General features: G+C 60.1%; 13 protein-coding genes. 5 read left to right on the forward strand and 8 right to left on the reverse strand.

Annotation, left to right across the window (positions count from 1 at the left end; all coding sequences use genetic code 11):
* The first annotated feature begins 41 nt into the window (after positions 1-41).
* Positions 42-1,775: an autotransporter assembly complex protein TamA gene (locus tag SIB38_RS02110; protein ID WP_294115669.1), complete on the forward strand. Its 1,734-nt coding sequence runs from the start codon at positions 42-44 to the stop codon at positions 1,773-1,775.
* Positions 1,775-5,203 carry a translocation/assembly module TamB domain-containing protein gene (locus tag SIB38_RS02115; protein ID WP_294115667.1) on the forward strand — a complete coding sequence of 1,143 codons (3,429 nt, stop codon included), beginning with the start codon at positions 1,775-1,777 and terminating at the stop codon, positions 5,201-5,203. Before SIB38_RS02110 ends, SIB38_RS02115 begins: the two co-directional genes overlap by 1 nt.
* Before the next feature lie 6 nt (positions 5,204-5,209).
* On the opposite strand, the gene SIB38_RS02120 is transcribed toward SIB38_RS02115, so the two are convergent.
* From SIB38_RS02120 to SIB38_RS02135, 4 genes are all read right to left on the reverse strand, one after another.
* Positions 5,210-5,767, reverse strand: coding sequence for a TetR/AcrR family transcriptional regulator (locus tag SIB38_RS02120; RefSeq protein ID WP_294115666.1), 558 nt, complete (start codon positions 5,765-5,767; stop codon positions 5,210-5,212).
* Positions 5,768-5,938: 171 nt separating this feature from the next.
* On the reverse strand, positions 5,939-6,895 hold the full coding sequence (locus SIB38_RS02125) for a PLP-dependent cysteine synthase family protein (protein ID WP_412551239.1): 957 nt from the start codon (positions 6,893-6,895) through the stop codon (positions 5,939-5,941).
* 38 nt (positions 6,896-6,933) lie between these two features.
* Positions 6,934-7,551: a GNAT family N-acetyltransferase gene (locus SIB38_RS02130; protein WP_412551240.1), complete on the reverse strand. Its 618-nt coding sequence runs from the start codon at positions 7,549-7,551 to the stop codon at positions 6,934-6,936.
* 60 nt (positions 7,552-7,611) lie between these two features.
* Positions 7,612-7,887 (reverse strand): hypothetical protein, encoded by a 276-nt coding sequence (locus SIB38_RS02135; RefSeq protein WP_294115660.1) that lies wholly within the window; start codon positions 7,885-7,887, stop codon positions 7,612-7,614.
* Positions 7,888-8,110: 223 nt separating this feature from the next.
* Between SIB38_RS02135 and SIB38_RS02140 the strand changes: the two genes are divergently transcribed.
* Entirely contained in the window at positions 8,111-9,256 is a 1,146-nt protein-coding gene (locus tag SIB38_RS02140) for an Acg family FMN-binding oxidoreductase (protein WP_412551241.1), read from the forward strand.
* The gene (locus tag SIB38_RS02145) at positions 9,243-9,698 is read left to right on the forward strand and encodes a MarR family winged helix-turn-helix transcriptional regulator (RefSeq protein WP_294115655.1); all 456 of its coding nucleotides are present in this window, start codon (positions 9,243-9,245) and stop codon (positions 9,696-9,698) included. The genes SIB38_RS02140 and SIB38_RS02145 overlap by 14 nt, the downstream gene beginning before the upstream one ends.
* A gap of 86 nt (positions 9,699-9,784) precedes the next feature.
* Here SIB38_RS02145 and tdh read toward each other — a convergent pair whose 3' ends face one another.
* From tdh to SIB38_RS02160, 3 genes are all read right to left on the reverse strand, one after another.
* Positions 9,785-10,816 carry an L-threonine 3-dehydrogenase gene (gene tdh / locus SIB38_RS02150; protein ID WP_412552009.1) on the reverse strand — a complete coding sequence of 344 codons (1,032 nt, stop codon included), beginning with the start codon at positions 10,814-10,816 and terminating at the stop codon, positions 9,785-9,787.
* Positions 10,817-10,830: 14 nt separating this feature from the next.
* Positions 10,831-12,018: a glycine C-acetyltransferase gene (locus tag SIB38_RS02155; protein WP_294115653.1), complete on the reverse strand. Its 1,188-nt coding sequence runs from the start codon at positions 12,016-12,018 to the stop codon at positions 10,831-10,833.
* Between the two features lie 284 nt (positions 12,019-12,302).
* Entirely contained in the window at positions 12,303-12,860 is a 558-nt protein-coding gene (locus tag SIB38_RS02160) for a helix-turn-helix domain-containing protein (RefSeq protein ID WP_294115651.1), read from the reverse strand.
* 158 nt (positions 12,861-13,018) lie between these two features.
* Here SIB38_RS02160 and SIB38_RS02165 point away from each other — a divergent pair, with 158 nt between their 5' ends.
* The gene (locus SIB38_RS02165; protein ID WP_412551243.1) at positions 13,019-14,194 is read left to right on the forward strand and encodes an acetyl-CoA C-acyltransferase family protein; all 1,176 of its coding nucleotides are present in this window, start codon (positions 13,019-13,021) and stop codon (positions 14,192-14,194) included.
* Between the two features lie 111 nt (positions 14,195-14,305).
* On the opposite strand, the gene pbpC is transcribed toward SIB38_RS02165, so the two are convergent.
* The gene (pbpC, locus tag SIB38_RS02170) at positions 14,306-16,345 is read right to left on the reverse strand and encodes a penicillin-binding protein 1C (protein WP_412551244.1); all 2,040 of its coding nucleotides are present in this window, start codon (positions 16,343-16,345) and stop codon (positions 14,306-14,308) included.
* Position 16,346: the final 1 nt, after the last annotated feature.

The raw sequence follows: 16,346 nt of genomic DNA on the forward strand, positions 1-16,346 counted from the left end.
AGGCCACGCTGTTGGCCACAACCCTGTGCGCCGGGCTGGCCATGCCTGCACAGGCATTTGACATCCAACTGACCACCTCAAACGGCGACGAAGCTCTGCAAGAACGCTTGCTGGCCGCGACCCTGACCTCTGCCGCCAAAGAAGAAGGCAGCAGTGATCCGCAGGACATTATTGCCGCCGCCCAATCCGATTATCGCCGCTTGGTCAGCACGCTCTATTCCTTGGGGCACTTCAGCCCCAATGTGTCTATCCGTGTGGATGGGCAAGAGGCGCACAACATCTCCCCCTTCGCCACCAAATCCTCGGTTGCGCAGGTGGTGTATCAGGTCGACCCCGGTCCCAACTTCAAGTTTGGCAACACCAAAATCGCGCCGATAGTTCCAGCCACAGAGCTGCCAGAGGGCTTTGCCCCCAACCAACCCGCCAGCCTGCCGGAAATCGAAAAAGCCGCCCGCGCGGGGGTAGACGGCTGGCGCGACGAAGGCCACGCCAAAGCGAAAGTCAGCGATCAGAGCATCACCGCCGATCATCGCAAGGCCACGCTGGACGTTGATCTGACCATGGATCCCGGCCCCAAGCTAACCTTTGGCAAACTGATTTATGACGATCAATCCAACGTGCGCCCGGAACGGGTGCGTGAGATCGCCGACCTGCCGGAAGGCGAAACCTTCAGCCCGCAATCCGTGGCCCAGGTCACATCGCGTCTGCGCCGCACCGAAACCTTCCGCACCATCGATCTGCGCGAAGCGGATGAGCCCAATCCAGACGGCACGCTGGATATGGAACTCGCTCTGGTGGACAACCCACCACGCCGAATTGGCTTTGGTGCAGAACTCGAAAGCCGCGACGGCCTAAGCCTCTCGGCCTATTGGATGCACCGCAACCTCAATGGCGGTGCGGAAAATCTGCGTTTTGATTTTGCCATCGAAAATCTCGGTGCGCAGAACAGCGGCGTGAACTACATCCTTGGCACACGCTACTCCCGCCCGGCCACTTTTGGCGCCAACACCGCGCTGACATTGGGCGCCGAACTCAAGCAAGAAGACGAAGACCTCTATTTCTTGCGCAGCCTGTCTTTGGGCGTTGGCGTGAAAACCATCCACTCAGACCGCTTTGAAACCACAGCTGGCCTGGGGCTTTATTTCTCTGACGTGGACGACAACTACGGCGAACGCAAATTGCATCTGATTGGGGTGCCGGTGACCACCAAAATGGACCGGCGCGACAACATCGCCAACCCGACACGCGGTTACTACATCGAAGGCAACGCCTTCCCATATTATGGCTACGCCGAAGCGGACAGCGCCCTCTACCTCAAAGGCGATCTGCGCGGCTATCGTGGCTTTGGGGCCGACAACGGCGTGATCGCCGCGGGCCGTTTGCAATTTGGCACCATCCTGGGGCCGTCCATCCGCAACACCCCGCCCGACCTGCTGTTCTACTCCGGTGGCGGCGGCACGGTGCGTGGTCAGCCCTATCAGTCCAACTTTGTGACCGTGAATGGCATCGATAGCGGCGGCCTGTCCTTCTTGGGCCTCTCCGGCGAGATGCGGGTGAAAATCAACAACCACTTCTCCGCCGTGGCCTTCTATGACGCCGGGTTTGTCGGCGAGAAGTCAGACTTCAGCGGCGACGGCAAATGGCACTCGGGTGCCGGTCTGGGCGTGCGCTACAACACCGGCTTTGGCCCGCTGCGCCTTGACCTTGCCGCGCCGGTAGAAGGCGACACCGGTGATGGTCTGCAACTCTACATCGGGATTGGACACGCTTACTGATGCGGTATCTTGCGCTTCTCCTCTGCCTGATCTGGCCGCTGACGCTTTCTGCTCAAGATGCGGAACAGCAAGAGGCCAGTGACGAAGACAAAGGCATGCTGACCAACTTCCTGGAGGATGCCCTGTCCGGCGAAGGCCGCACGGTTGAGGTGATCGGCCTCAAAGGCGCGATCAGCTCCAACGCCACGGTCGAAGAGATTCGCATGTCAGACGCCGATGGCACCTGGCTGACCATGCGCGGCATGACGTTGAACTGGAACCGCCTCGCCGTGCTGCGCGGCAACATCAACGTCAACGAGCTGAGCGCCAATGAAATCATCCTCGCCCGCGCCCCGGCCCCAAATCCAAGCGCACCACCCACGGCAGAAGCCACACCTTTTTCGCTGCCTGAACTGCCTGTAAGCATCAACATTCAGTCCCTGAAGGCTGACCGCATCACTCTGGGTGAGAGTTTTCTGGGCGAAGAGCTCAACCTCTCCCTCACCGCGCGCCTGATCCTCGAAGGCGGCAGCGGCGAGGCGCTCTTGTCCGCCGCACGGCTGGATGGCCCCGCCGCGCGCTTTGCTCTGGATGGTGCCTTCTCCAATGAAACGCGCCAACTGCGCATAGACCTGCAAGTACACGAAGACGCCGGTGGACTACTGGTGACTCAGGCCAAAATCCCCGGCGAGCCGCCCATGGCGCTCACTGTTTTGGGCGAAGGTCCACTGGATGATTTCATCGCCGACATTCTGTTGACCAGCGACGGCGAACAGCGCCTCGCAGGCTCTGTGGAACTGGCCACCGAGCCCGGTGCCACACCGGAAGATACGGCTACACAAGTGGTGCGCGCCGATCTGGGTGGCAACATGGCGCCGCTCTTTGCGCCAGACTACAAAGACTTCCTCGGGGAAAACATCGGCTTCAGCACCCTGCTGCGCCGCTTTGGGGATGGACGCATCACGCTGCAACAGCTTCTGCTCAGCTCCCGCTCCCTAAACCTGAACGGCGAAATGGCGATAGACGCAAACGGTCTGCCAGACAGCTTTGATCTCGACATCCAACTGCGCGACGATACCGGCAAGCCCGTGCTGCTGCCGCTCAAGGGCCCCAAGAATTACGTGCAAAGCGCCGAACTGGCGGCGAAGTTCAACCATGCGGACGGTGATCGCTGGACTCTCAGCGGCACCATGGATGAGGTGCAAACCGACACGCTCACGCTGGCCCGCGTGGCCCTGTTTGGCGAAGGCACCCTTCAAGAACAGCCCACGCCACATGTTGAGGCGCAGCTTCAAATGGGCATGCGGGGATTGGAACTGTCTGACCCGGATCTCGCAACGGTGGTCGGCTCCAACGGCGGCTTTCAAGGCGACGTGGTCTGGGAAAAAGACAAAGGGGTCAAGTTGTCCAACTACAGCCTGCGCACCAACAGTCTAGGATCGCAGGGCAACGTGCATGTCACCGGCAGTGGTCAGGACCTGACCATCGACACCGATGCCACGCTGGAAGTCGCCGACATCTCGCTGTTCTCCCCCTTCGCCAAGCGCGATCTCAGCGGCCGCCTGTCCGCGGGGCTCAACGGCGCGGTACTGCCAATTTCCCAAGGCTTCGACCTGACCCTCAGCGCCACCGGACAGGACCTCGCCATTTCGGACGACCGCGCGGACGCTTTGCTGGCGGGTGAAAGCACGCTGAAAATCTCGGCCAAACGAGACGAGACTGGCATCACCCTGCGCGAGGCAGACGTGAAAACCGCCCAACTCTCCGCGTCCGGGTCTGGCACCCTTGCCAGCCAAAACAGCGACCTCACCTTTGAGGCCTCACTCAATGAGGTCGCACTGCTGCTCGAAGGCGTGAACGGCCCCGCCACCGCCAAAGGCCGCGCCGTGCAAACTGGTGCGGACTGGGCCTTTGACCTGTCCGCCACCGCCCCGGCTCAGACCACCGCCACCATCCGCGCCACCCTGCCGCAATCTGGCAATGGCGCAGCCGACGTGGACCTGGAGATCGGCCAAGTGCAGGTGTTTGTGCCCGAACTTCCGGGCAAAGCCCGCATCCAAGCCTCCGCGGAACAAGCCTCCAACGGCTGGCAAGTTGCTTTCAACGGCACCGGCCCGTTTGACACCCGCGGCACAGGCAAGGGGCTGATTGATCCGGCAGGCAGCGCCAGCGATTTTGAAGTAAGTGGCACCGTGCCGCTAGCCGCCGCCAACGTCTTCCTACAACCCAACTCCATTCAAGGCATCGCGAACTATGACCTGCGCCTCAGGGGCGCGTTGGGACCACAAGCTGTCACCGGTACGGTCACTCTGGGTGGCGCCCGGTTTGTGCTACCGGATTTACGGGTCGCTTTTGAGGACATTCGCGGCACGGTTGGCCTCAATGGCCGCGCGGCAGACCTCAACATCACCACGCAGTTTTCGGGCGGTGGCCAGATCGGCGTGAATGGCAACGTCGCCCTCGCCCCGCCGTTCTCCGCCAACCTGCCGGTCACCCTGACCGACATCATCATCCAACAAGGCCAACTTCTGAAAACCGAGGTGGATGGCACCATCACCCTCTCCGGCCCCCTCACCGGTGGCGGCAACATCGCGGGTAACATCGTGCTCGGCAAAACCGACATCCACGTCACGCCGGTTGGACTTGCAGGCGCAGGGCCGATCCCCGACATCCGCCACATCAACGAGCCGTCCAAAGTGCGCCTGACTCGCGACCGCGCGGGCCTCATCGCCAAGGAAAAAGGCGGCTCTTCCGCCCCCCCCTTCGGGCTCGATATCAACATTCAAACCGGCGAACGCATCGCTGTGCGTGGCCTTGGCCTGAATGCGGACTTCAATGGCGGCATGCAAATTGGCGGCACCACCAATGACATCCGTCCCAATGGAGAGATCGACCTGATCCGCGGCCGTCTGTCCTTCCTGTCCAAAAACTTCGAACTGGACGAAGGCCGCATCTCTATGTTGGGCGATTTGGTCCCGACCATGCGCGTGGTCGCAATTTCTGAGCAACCCGACGCCACCATCTACGTGATTCTGGATGGCCGCCTCGACGACCCCAAGATTGAACTGGAAAGCGATCCGGACCTGCCCGAAGACGAGGTGCTCTCCCAACTGCTGTTTGGCCGCGACCTCTCCAGCATCTCCGCGCTGCAGGCCGCGCAACTGGCCGCCGCTTTGGCGCAACTCTCCGGCGCAGGCCCACAAGGCCCGCGTTTGGGGGAAAACTCAGGCTTGGATGACCTGGGACTGACCTTCGACGAATCCGGCACGCCCGGTTTGCGCGCCGGCAAATACATCAATGAAAACGTATACACAGAGGTCGGCGTGGACAGCACAGGCAAAAGCTCGATCAGCCTCAACCTCGACGTCACCGATAGCCTGACGGTAAAGGGCAAGGTGGGCTCAGATGATGACACCGGCATCGGCATCTTCTTCCAGCGCGACTATTAATCCAGCTTAGGCCTCCGTCCGCACCCCGTGCAGACACAGCCTATGCACCAGTTCCCGCATCTCATCGGTCAGCGTCACGCCCAGCGAGCGCTGCCATTTTAACGTATTGCGCACGCCACCACCGATGTAGCCGCCAATCACCCCCACATCGCCTGCAATCACCCAGCCCTCGTCCTGCAACTGCCGCAGCAGGCCCGCGATGAAATCAGATGTCCGGTTGAAACTGTCGAGCACCTCGTCACGCGGCAACAACGGCACATTGGACAGGTACTCATGCAGGTCGGCGTGGTTTTCATTGTACCAAACAAAGTCAATCTGACGATCAATGTAGGCCTTCAGCCGCTCTGTTGCAGGCAAGCTTGGATCATCGCCCGCCACCAAGGCCTGCTCCACAATCGCGCCCAACTCTTCATAGACCGCACGGATCAGCACATCTTTGTTTTCGAAATGATTATAGAGCGAGCCGGTCGCAACTCCGGCCTGCTTGGCAATCTTACTCATCGACGCTTGTGTGCCATGTGCCACCAGCATCGCTGCGGTGGCGTCTAAAATCTTCTCGCGCATGTGGCTCGGTGTCCCGTTGGCTTACTTTATTGGCGCAGTGAACAGATGTTCACTTTGCGACATGCACCCTAGGCGGAGCGGCTTGCGCAAACAAGACCCTCGTCAGGCCCCAATAAAACTTGATTCAATGTATATTGGATACATTTTTTGAGCGTCGAGAGGTGCTGGCTCCTAGCCCCACAAATCCGTCGACAGATATTTGAGTCCGCTGTCACAGATCACCACCGCAACAACGCCGCCTTTCTCTGGCCCCGCCAAAAGCTGCAACGCCGCAGCGACATTGGCCCCGGCAGAGAACCCACCAAAGACACCCTCTTCCTTTGCCAAAGCCTGCGCCGTAGCCCGCGCCGTCTCGCCATCCACGGTCAGGTAGCCGTCAACAGATACATCTTGCAGGAAGTCCAACGCTGCCATGCTGTAGCCCCCGCCCTGGATCGGATGATCCGGCGCGGTGACCTCTGCACCAGCCAAAGCCGCCGCGCCCTCCGGCTCCACCAAATAGCCGCGCACCTCCGGGTTCTTGGCCCGAAGCCCCGCAATGGTCCCGCCATACGTCCCCCCCGAGCCCGCGAAATCCGCAAACGCCGTGACCATGCCATCACTGTCCACCCAAATTTCCGGGCCGGTGGTTTCATAATGCGCCGCCGCATTGCCTACGTGATGGAACTGATCCGCTCGAAACGCGCCACGCGCCGCCACAATCTCCCGCGCCACGCGATCCACCTCTGCCAAATCCGCGCCAGACACCTGCCCCAGCGTCGATCCCGGCAACTGATCCACCAGAACCACCTCAGCGCCCAGCGCCGCCATCATCCGCGCCCGCTCCACCGAGTTGCCCCGGCTCATCACCGCCACAAATGGAAAGCCCATCAGCCCGCAGACAATCGCCAACCCCGTACCCATATTGCCGCTGGTCAGTTCCACCACGGTCTGACCCGGGCGCAACGATCCATCCGCAACCGCCCGTTCAATAATACCCTTGGCCGCCCGGTCTTTCTTGGAAAACCCCGGGTTCAGATAATCCAGCTTCGCCAGAATACGCCCATTAAGCCCTCGCGCCGCCACCATGCGATCCAACCACACGGACGGCGTCCCGCCAATCACATCCAACATTGAGTTTGCAGCCACGTGAAATCCCCAATCTACCAATGGTCTTTAAAAACGCTCTAAGGCCGCCCCATCCAACAAGTGTTCTCCGCAAACGTTCCGTCCGGCTGCCGCAACCGTTCAAATCCCATCGCTTGCCAAAAGGCGATACCCCCGTCATTCTTCGGGTCCGCGCCAATATGCACCGGCCCCACACCCAATGCCTGCGCCGCAGTCAGCCAGGTGTCAAACAGCCGCCGCCCCAACCCGCCACCGCGCGCTTCCGGCATCAAGTTCATGTGCATGTGCGCCGGATATGGATCGACCACATAGTCCGGTGTGGGCACCGGATGGTGAATCCAATCGGCCCGCTTCTCATCCTCGGACCACGCTGCCCGCTGCTCCACATCAGGGGCCGGATATTTCCCCCGCAAAGTGGGCCACCATATCTCCTCAAGCCGCGCCTCATAGGCTTGGCTGTCGACCACGCCACAGACATAGCCCTCGACCTGCCCGTCAACCTCAGCGAGAAACACCAACTCCGGCGCCAAAACCACGTAAGGCGCCGTGTAAATATGTCCGAGCATTTTAGGATCTTGATACAGGGGCGTTGCATCTTTACCGGCCACGCCGGTTTGCACAACCACCTCATAAAGCCGCTCTTGATCAGCCAAAGTTGCCGGTCGGATCACACCCATGTCCTGCCTCCTGAAACGCAGAACCGTTGTAGCAACCTCACACGTTTTACGCGAGAACTCTTACGCCCGCTGCGGCATCCAACGCTGGAAAGCACCCATTCCAGCGCCCAGAATAACACCAAGTCCGAAGGCGCCAGGAGCACCGATGTCAAACCGGAACGGCGAGATGATGCCCTGCGGGGCAAAGAACGCAAATCCAAAGGCCGGCACCGCGGCCAACAAAAGCAACATGAACCCGGCGCTGGGGTCTTTGCGGTTGATATTCCGTGCCACCATCTGGGCTCCCAGAGCCGCAGGCAGGGCAATCACAAGTGCAACGTAAAGCACATAGAGCATGTCAGAAGTCTCCTTTTGCGGAGCGATGGCGAGCGCCTTGGCTTTGGCCTCTCGGAGGCGGGACCGTGTCTCCTTTCCTCAATCCGTAAATGGGAATGCTGCCCCCGTTTTTCAATAGTACGCTTGTTAAATTTCTTTCGCGACACCCTCTAGGCGGGCTCCCCGCTTGACTTAGTACGATTTCGCACTACTTAGTACGATATCGCACAAACTGAGGTCACCTATGAACATCACCCGTCGAAAAACGCTCGCCCTGATTGGCGGCGGTGTCATCACCGCAGCCGCCGCCACCGGATATGCCGTAACCCGCAGCCCTTCGGAGGCCCTCGCGCCTTGGGACTTGGCCGGAACCTACTCAGACCCCCGCAAAAAAGCCCTGTCCTTCGCGCTGCTGGCGCCCAACCCGCACAATCGCCAACCATGGATCGTAGATCTTTCCAAAGACAGCGAAGTCACCCTGTTTGCCGATCTGACCAAGCTGCTGCCCGAAACCGATCCGCTGAACCGCCAAATCACCATTGGGTTGGGGTGCTTCCTTGAGATTATGCGCATGGCCGCCGCGCAAGACGGCTATGGCATTGACCTCACGCTCTTCCCCGAAGGTCAAAACGACTCTCATTTGGACACACGCCCCATCGCCCATGCGGTCTTCACCAAAGACGCCAGTCAAAAACCCGATCCGCTGTTCCAATACGTTATGGCCCGCCGCTCCAACAAGGAGCCGTTTGACACCTCCCGTGCCGTCATGCCCGACGCGTTGGCTCAACTGGCCAGTGCAGTTGGCCATGGCGTACAGTTTGGCGGTTCCGTGGATGCTCAAGACGTCGCAGAACTGCGGGACCTCACCCACACCGCGCTTCAGATCGAGGTCGAAACACCCCACACTTATCAGGAAAGCGTGGATCTGTTCCGCATTGGCCATCGCGAGGTCGACGCCAATCCCGATGGCATCGACTTCTCCGGCCCTCTGTTTGAAACGCTACACCTCACCGGCCTGTTCACCCGCGAAACTGTGACGGACACCACCTCTACAGCCTATAAATCCGGTCTCGACGCCGTCTTTGCCAACACCGACACCGCCATGGGGCATGTTTGGCTGGTTACGGAAACCAACACCCGGCAGGATCAAATCATCGCTGGTCAAAGCTGGGTACGGGTCAATCTGGCCACAACCGCCCTTGGCCTCGGCCTGCAGCCGCTGAGCCAGGTGCTGCAAGAATACCCCGAAATGGACAGCCCCTATCAGACCATTCACAACCGCCTTGCGCCAAACGGCGGAACGGTTCAAATGCTGGGACGTATCGGATACGGTCCCCAGGTGGCGCCGAGTCCACGTTGGCCATTGGAGGCAAAGATTGCCCAAACCTGAGCAGACAATCCCAACTATTTTTCGCTTCTTCAACGAAGTGGGGATTATCAATCAGCTCTCAAGCCGCCTGTTTGAAACCCGTCTGCCGGACGGGTTTCTGGTGTCTCATTTCACTGTGCTCAATCACCTGACACGATTGGGCGACGGGCGCACGCCAATGGACATCGCCACTGCGCTTCAGGTGCCCAAAACCTCTCTGACCCACACCCTGTCTGGCCTCAGCAAAGCCGGGTTGATCACACTGGAGCCCAATCCCAAAGACGCGCGCTCCAAATGTGTCATGCTGACAAAAGCAGGGCGGCAATTCCGAGAGGATGCCATCACCGCACTTGGCCCAGACCTGATGGATGTGGCGGAACACTTCCCGCCAGAACGCATTGCCGAAGCCCTGCCGCTGCTCGAAGAAATCCGCGCCTTCTTAGACAAACGCCGAGACGACTGACCACAGCACAGACAGCCGCCCACTCTTCTCCTTCCCCAAATATCCTGGGGGAGTCCCATCCCCGATGGGACGGGGGCAAAGCCCCCTCAGGTGGTCCAATCCAGCACAACCTTGCCCGACTTGCCGCTGTTCATCGCCGCAAAGCCCTCTTTAAAATCGCCTACTGGCATCTGATGGGTGATCACCCGGCTAACGTCCAAGCCGTTTTGCAACATCGCAATCATCTTGTACCAGGTCTCAAACATTTCGCGACCATAGACCCCTTTGATCGTGATCGCTTTAAACACAATCCGCGACCAATCCACCGGCGATTTGCCCGGCGGAATGCCCAGAAGCGCAATCTTGCCCCCCATCACCAGCGCTTCGACCATCTGATCCAGCGCCGCTTGCGAGCCGCTCATCTCAAGGCCCACATCAAACCCTTCTTTGAGCCCCAGCTCATGCATCACGTCGTTGAGGTCTTCATTGGCGACATTCACCGCCCGCGCATTGGGCACCACATGCTCCGCCAACGCCAGCCGGTCTGGATTGATGTCCGTGATTACCACATGCCGCGCCCCCGCATGTTTCACCACTGCCGCCGCCATAATCCCGATGGGTCCCGCACCGGTGATCAGCACATCTTCGCCCAGCAAATCAAAGCTCAAGGCCGTGTGCACGGCATTGCCCAGCGGGTCCAAAATCGCGCCAATCTCATCGGGAATGTCATCCGGCAAAGGCACCACATTAAACGCGGGCAGCCGCAAATACTGCGCAAACGCCCCCTGTACGTTCACCCCAATCCCGCGCGTGCCGGGATCGAGATGAAACTTTCCCGCCCGCGCCTGACGGCTCTCATGGCCCACCACATGCCCTTCACCGGAACAGCGCTGGCCTATGCTGAGCCCATCCACATTGCGGCCCATCTCGACAATCTCACCGGCAAACTCATGGCCCGTGATCATCGGCACCGGCACTGTTGCGCTGGCCCAGTCGTCCCAGTTCCAAATGTGAATGTCCGTGCCACAAATCCCGGTCTTGTTGACCTTGATCAGCACCTCGTCCGGCCCAATCTCAGGCACCGGCGCCTGCACCATCCACAGCCCCTCCTCGGGCTTGGATTTCTCCAGCGCGGTCATCGTGTTGGGTTTGCTCATGAGACAATCCCCAGCACCTTGCCCACCTTGCCAAAGGCCGCCAGTGCCCGGTCCAGCTCATCCCGCGTCAGGGCGGCATTCATCTGCGTGCGGATCCGCGCTTGTCCACGCGGCACCACCGGGAAGAAGAAGCCCGACACATAGACCCCTTCCTCAAACAGCTTCGCCGCCATCTCCTGCGCCAAGGTCGCCTCGCCTAACATCACCGGAATGATCGGATGCTCCCCTGGCAAGATCTCAAACCCCAGCTTCTCCAACCCTGCCCGCCAATACTGCGCATTCTCGCGCAACCGCGCCCGGTCCTCGGCGCCCTCTTCGACCAAACGGATCGCTTCCAATCCCGCCGCCACAATGCTGGGCGGCAAGGAGTTGGAAAACAGATATGGCCGCGCCCGTTGGCGCAACAGATCGATCACCGGCTGCGGCCCGGCAATATAGCCGCCAATCGCCCCGCCCAGCGCCTTGCCCAAGGTGCCGGTCAGGATATCAACGTCGACGCCAAAGTGATCCGGTGTGCCAGCGCCGTTTGGCCCCATAAATCCAGTGGCGTGACAATCATCCACCATCACCACCGCATCGTATTTCTTGGCCAACCGCGTGATCTCCGGCAGGTTCGCCAGATAACCATCCATCGAAAACACCCCGTCCGTGGCAATCATAATATGCCGCGCGCCCTCGTTGCGTGCGTGCTGCAACATCGCTTCCAAATCCGCCATATCGTTGTTGGCATAGCGATAGCGCTTGGCCTTACACAGGCGGATGCCATCAATGATCGACGCGTGGTTCAGACTGTCCGACACAATCGCGTCTTCTTTGGTCAACAGCGGCTCAAACAACCCGCCATTGGCGTCAAAACAAGCGGCAAACAGGATTGAGTCGTCTTTGCCCAGAAAGCGCGCCAGCTTCTGCTCCAACGCGCGGTGAATGTCCTGTGTGCCGCAGATAAACCGCACCGAGGCCATACCAAACCCACGCGGGTCCATGGCGTCCTTTGCAGCTGCAATCAGCGCTGGGTTGTCCGCGAGCCCAAGGTAATTGTTGGCGCACAGGTTGATGACCGCCCGATCTCCCACCTGAATTTCGCCGCCTTGGGGCGACGTGATCATGCGCTCTCTCTTCATCAGCCCCTCGGCCTCAATGGTGGTGAGCGTGTCGCGGATGTCGGTCAAGAAAGCGTCAGACATGGGGTTCTCCATAATGATGGACGACCATCTACCATAACGGATTTATGTCCGTGAAGAGGGAAATTCATTATAACGGACAAAAATCCGAAATTTAAGATACACCCTAAACAGAAGAGTAACCCGCCCTTTAGCGCGGGCTGTAAGCCCGTGCTGCGCCCGACCCTCCCCACGGGAGGGCGCACTGCTACCTTGGGAACAAAACAAATCGTGTGATTGATCTTCGATTCAAGCCAGTGTCTAGCGATGCGACAGCGCCCACCCAGGGTCAGGCGCAGCACTTTCCGCTAAGCGTTCTTCACAATCAGAAACACCCGCGCAGGCTCTGTTGCCTCAATCGCATGGGCCACATCCGCCGCATAGCGCGCGGTGTCGCCTTCCGCCAAGTCCTGCACAGCTGTCCCGCTTGTCACCGATACGGCACCGGACAGCACGGTCAGCTGCTCCGTCGCCCCACGGGTGTGCGGCGCGCTTTTTAGGCTGCCCCCTGCCTCAAAGGAGATGTCATAGACCTCATGCCCCCCAACATCTTCGGGGGGCGACAGAATCCGAATGAGGCAAAGATGTCCCATATTGTCAAAACGTGGCACATCGGACGCGCGCAGCACATCCACCTTGTCCCCCGCCTGTGCATCCAGCAGACCGGCAAAATCCACCTGCAAGGCCCGCGTCAGGTTCCACAGGGTGGCAATTGTCGGGCTGCTTTCGCCACGCTCAATCTGGCTCACCATCGAGCGGCTCACGCCAGAGAGCTTTGCCACCGCGTCCAGCGACAGCCCTTGCGCACGGCGGGCCTCCCGCAACCGTGCGGGCAAAAGTTCCAAGATCGGCAGATCGTTACTCATGCCCCCAAATGCGGGAACTTACCTCCTTTTGTCAATCGAACCGCGAAACACACCTCCGTAAGACTACGGGCAATAAAACTGTGACGCACCGTTCCACCTGACTCGCCGATGCTGCGCCTGCATACTGTGGCCAACACGATTTCAGGAGGAGACGACAGATGTCGGACATCGTAATTCTCGGCGGCGCACGCACCGCCATTGGCACCTTTGGTGGATCCCTTGCCAACACCGCCCCCATTGATCTTGGCGCCACCGTCACCAAGGCGGCCATGGAAAGCGCCGGCGTGGAAGGTGGTCAAATCGGCCACGTGGTCTTTGGTCACGTGATCAACACCGAACCACGTGACATGTACCTATCACGCGTGGCCGCGATGCAGGTCGGCATTCCGGACACCACCCCAGCCATGAACGTGAACCGCCTTTGTGGTTCCGGTGCACAGGCGATTGTCTCCGCCACCCAGTCCCTGATGTTGGGCGATGCGGATTTTGCCGTCGCTGGCGGCGCAGAAAACATGTCACGCAGCCCCTACATCATGCAGTCCCAACGCTGGGGCCAGAAAATGGGTGACGTCAAAACGCTGGACATGATGCTGGGGGCGCTGAACTGTCCGTTTGGCACCGGACATATGGGCATCACCGCTGAAAACGTCGCTGATGAAAACGATGTCACCCGCGAAGACATGGATGCCTTTGCGCTGGCCTCCCAAGAACGCGCCGCCGCGGCCATCGAGGCTGGCTACTTCGACGAGCAGATTGTGCCGGTTGAGGTGAAAGTGAAGCGCGACATGGTGCCCTTTGCCCGTGACGAACACCCTACTGCCTCCACCATGGAGAGCCTCGGCAAACTGCGCGCCGTGTTCAAGAAAGACGGTCGCGTGACCGCAGGCAACGCCTCGGGCATCAACGACGGTGCCGCCGCCATCGTCATGGCCCGCGCCGAAGCGGCCGATAAAGCTGGCCTAACGCCGAAGTTCCGCGTGTTGGGGTACGCCCACGCTGGCGTCCGCCCAGAGGTCATGGGCATTGGCCCGGTGCCTGCGGTGGAAAACCTGCTGACCAAAACCGGCCTACGCATTGCCGACTTTGACGTCATCGAGTCCAACGAGGCCTTCGCAGCCCAAGCGATTGCCGTGAACAAAGGCCTCGGCCTTGATCCCGCCAAAGTGAACCCGAACGGCGGCGCGATTGCACTGGGCCACCCAGTGGGCGCAACCGGCGCGATCATCACGGTGAAAGCCATGTATGAGCTGGAGCGCACCGGCGGCTCAAAAGGTCTTATCACCATGTGCATCGGCGGCGGTCAGGGCATCGCCATCGCGATTGAGCGCATCTAACTGGCCGCGAAGCCCTCAGGGCCAAAGGTTAACGCCTTTGGCCCCGTCAAATGGCGCACCTCCGCAAAACAGTCGCGATACCGACGCAATACCGAAGTGCAAAACCAGTGGTTAATCCACCCAAAATGTGACCCGATCCGACGCCCCTTTGGCGTCAATCACCGTCACCGTTGCACTGCCTTTTCCAGCCAACGGCACCACCATTTCCCGCAACCGACTTTGCTGCACAATCGGCGCGCCATTGGCCAACACGGTGAAGGGCAAGGCACCGTTTTTGACTTTCAGAATGACCTCGCTGTTGGCGCCCTCCAAGGTCGCCCCATCCGGCGGAAACGCCACCGCCAGCGCATCTTCAGACTTCTCAAACAGCGCATTGCGACCGCGAAATTTCCGAAGCGGTGCAGGCAGTTGGCCCGTGCTGACAATCAATGTCTCGGGCGGCGGAGGGCCGAGTGGAGTCAACTCCGGCGCAATGCGCTGAAACACCTCAAACAATACCGGCGCGGCGATTTCTGCCCCAAAGGCCCCCGGCACCGGCGTCCCGTCCGGCCGCCCAATCCAGACCCCGGCCACATGCTGACCATCAAATCCAATCGCCCAAGTATCCCGGTGCCCATAGGACGTCCCGGTTTTATACGCTAACCCATTGCGCGCCGCCCCTTTTGGCGGGGCTATCCCGGACAAGATATCCCCCAAATGCCACGCCGCCGATCGGCTCATAACCCTTTGCTTTATTGAGGTTTCTTCATCCAACCGCCAGCGCAACTTCTGCGCCAATCCACCTTGCGGGATCACAGCATATAGCTGCACCAACTCTTCCAGCGACAACCCCACGCCCCCCAGCGCGACAGCCAATCCAGCCACACCACCAGGCACCTCCGGCGCCGCCCCTGCCTTGCGCATAGCTGCCATCAAATTGGCCGGTCCAATTTCATCCGTTAGCAAAACCACCGGCAAATTCAGCGACTGCGCCAAAGCCTCTCGCACCCGCAACTCCCCCCGGAAGCGCCCGTCAAAATTCTGCGGTGCATAGGTCCCAAACCGCACCGGCGCATCGGTGATCAAGGTCTCCGGATGCGCCAGACCTTGATCAAAAGAAAGCCCATAGACCAATGGCTTAAGCGTGGATCCCGGCGAGCGCTTGGCCTGTGTCATATCGACAAATCCTTGCCGATGGTCTCCACCAGAAAACCCGGCCGATCCCACGGACGCGAGAATCTCCCCGCTGTAATGATCCGCCACAACCATGGCAATCGATACGCGATCCTCCAGACCTCGCAAGGCCTTGGCCGCAAGCGCTTCTAGCGAGATTTGCAGATCACGCGACAACGTCACATGATGCACAACCGCCTCTGGCCGCTGCGCCACAGCGCGGTCCGCCATATGCGGCGCAAAGCTCTGAAACGCCCGCCGCTGATTTGGCACCGGTGTCGTTCTAGCCGCCGACGCAGCGTCTTTGGTCAAAATCCCAGCAATCACAGCACATTGCAACACGCGCTCCCGTGCCTCTGCTGCGGCTTTGGGATGCCGATCAGGCCGCCGTCCGTTGGGGCTTTGTGGCAAGGCAACCAACAGCGCAGACTGCGCGGGCGTCAACCGATACGGCTCTTTGCCAAACCACGCCAAGGTTGCCGCGCGTACTCCTTCCAGGTTCCCACCAAACGGCGCATGGGACAGATAAAGTGCAAGAATTTCCTCTTTGCTCAGAGCTTTCTCCAACGCCAAGGCCACCCGCACCTGCCGCAACTTGCCTTGCCACGCTCCGGTGCCGGAATCCTCGAGCAACCGCGCAACCTGCATGGTCAACGTCGATCCACCAGAGATTACCTCCCCATGCCAAACCGCTTGCCCCACGGCCCGCACAACCGCCCAAGGGTCCACACCGGCATGAGACCAAAAGCGCCCATCTTCATAGGCCACCAGCATGTCGATATAACCAGGATCAACAGCTTCCAGACCACTGCCCATGCGCCACAGGCCGTCGTCCACTGTATAAGCCCGCAGCAGTTTCCCATCGCGATCAACCACTTCTACCGAGGTGTCGATCAACAGATCTGGCAGCTCAGTCTCTGCCACCCACCGGTCCACGCCATCCCGCGTTGCGGCTGCTAAAAGCAGCGCAGCGACAAGGACAAATGGCGCAAACCGCATG

Origin of the sequence: Shimia sp. MIT910701 (assembly GCF_047126315.1) — a bacterium.
Taxonomy (GTDB): Bacteria; Pseudomonadota; Alphaproteobacteria; order Rhodobacterales; family Rhodobacteraceae; genus Shimia.

Excerpts from the sequence above, each read along its gene's own strand:
- SIB38_RS02110 (WP_294115669.1), top strand. The coding sequence starts at position 42 with ATGCCTGCACAGGCATTTGACATCCAACTGACCACCTCAAACGGCGAC.
- SIB38_RS02115 (WP_294115667.1), top strand. The coding sequence starts at position 1,775 with ATGCGGTATCTTGCGCTTCTCCTCTGCCTGATCTGGCCGCTGACGCTT.
- SIB38_RS02120 (WP_294115666.1), bottom strand. The coding sequence starts at position 5,767 with ATGCGCGAGAAGATTTTAGACGCCACCGCAGCGATGCTGGTGGCACAT.
- SIB38_RS02130 (WP_412551240.1), bottom strand. The coding sequence starts at position 7,551 with ATGGGTGTGATCCGACCGGCAACTTTGGCTGATCAAGAGCGGCTTTAT.
- SIB38_RS02135 (WP_294115660.1), bottom strand. The coding sequence starts at position 7,887 with ATGCTCTATGTGCTTTACGTTGCACTTGTGATTGCCCTGCCTGCGGCT.
- SIB38_RS02140 (WP_412551241.1), top strand. The coding sequence starts at position 8,111 with ATGAACATCACCCGTCGAAAAACGCTCGCCCTGATTGGCGGCGGTGTC.
- tdh (WP_412552009.1), bottom strand. The coding sequence starts at position 10,816 with ATGACCGCGCTGGAGAAATCCAAGCCCGAGGAGGGGCTGTGGATGGTG.
- SIB38_RS02155 (WP_294115653.1), bottom strand. The coding sequence starts at position 12,018 with ATGTCTGACGCTTTCTTGACCGACATCCGCGACACGCTCACCACCATT.
- SIB38_RS02160 (WP_294115651.1), bottom strand. The coding sequence starts at position 12,860 with ATGAGTAACGATCTGCCGATCTTGGAACTTTTGCCCGCACGGTTGCGG.
- SIB38_RS02165 (WP_412551243.1), top strand. The coding sequence starts at position 13,019 with ATGTCGGACATCGTAATTCTCGGCGGCGCACGCACCGCCATTGGCACC.
- pbpC (WP_412551244.1), bottom strand. The coding sequence starts at position 16,345 with ATGCGGTTTGCGCCATTTGTCCTTGTCGCTGCGCTGCTTTTAGCAGCC.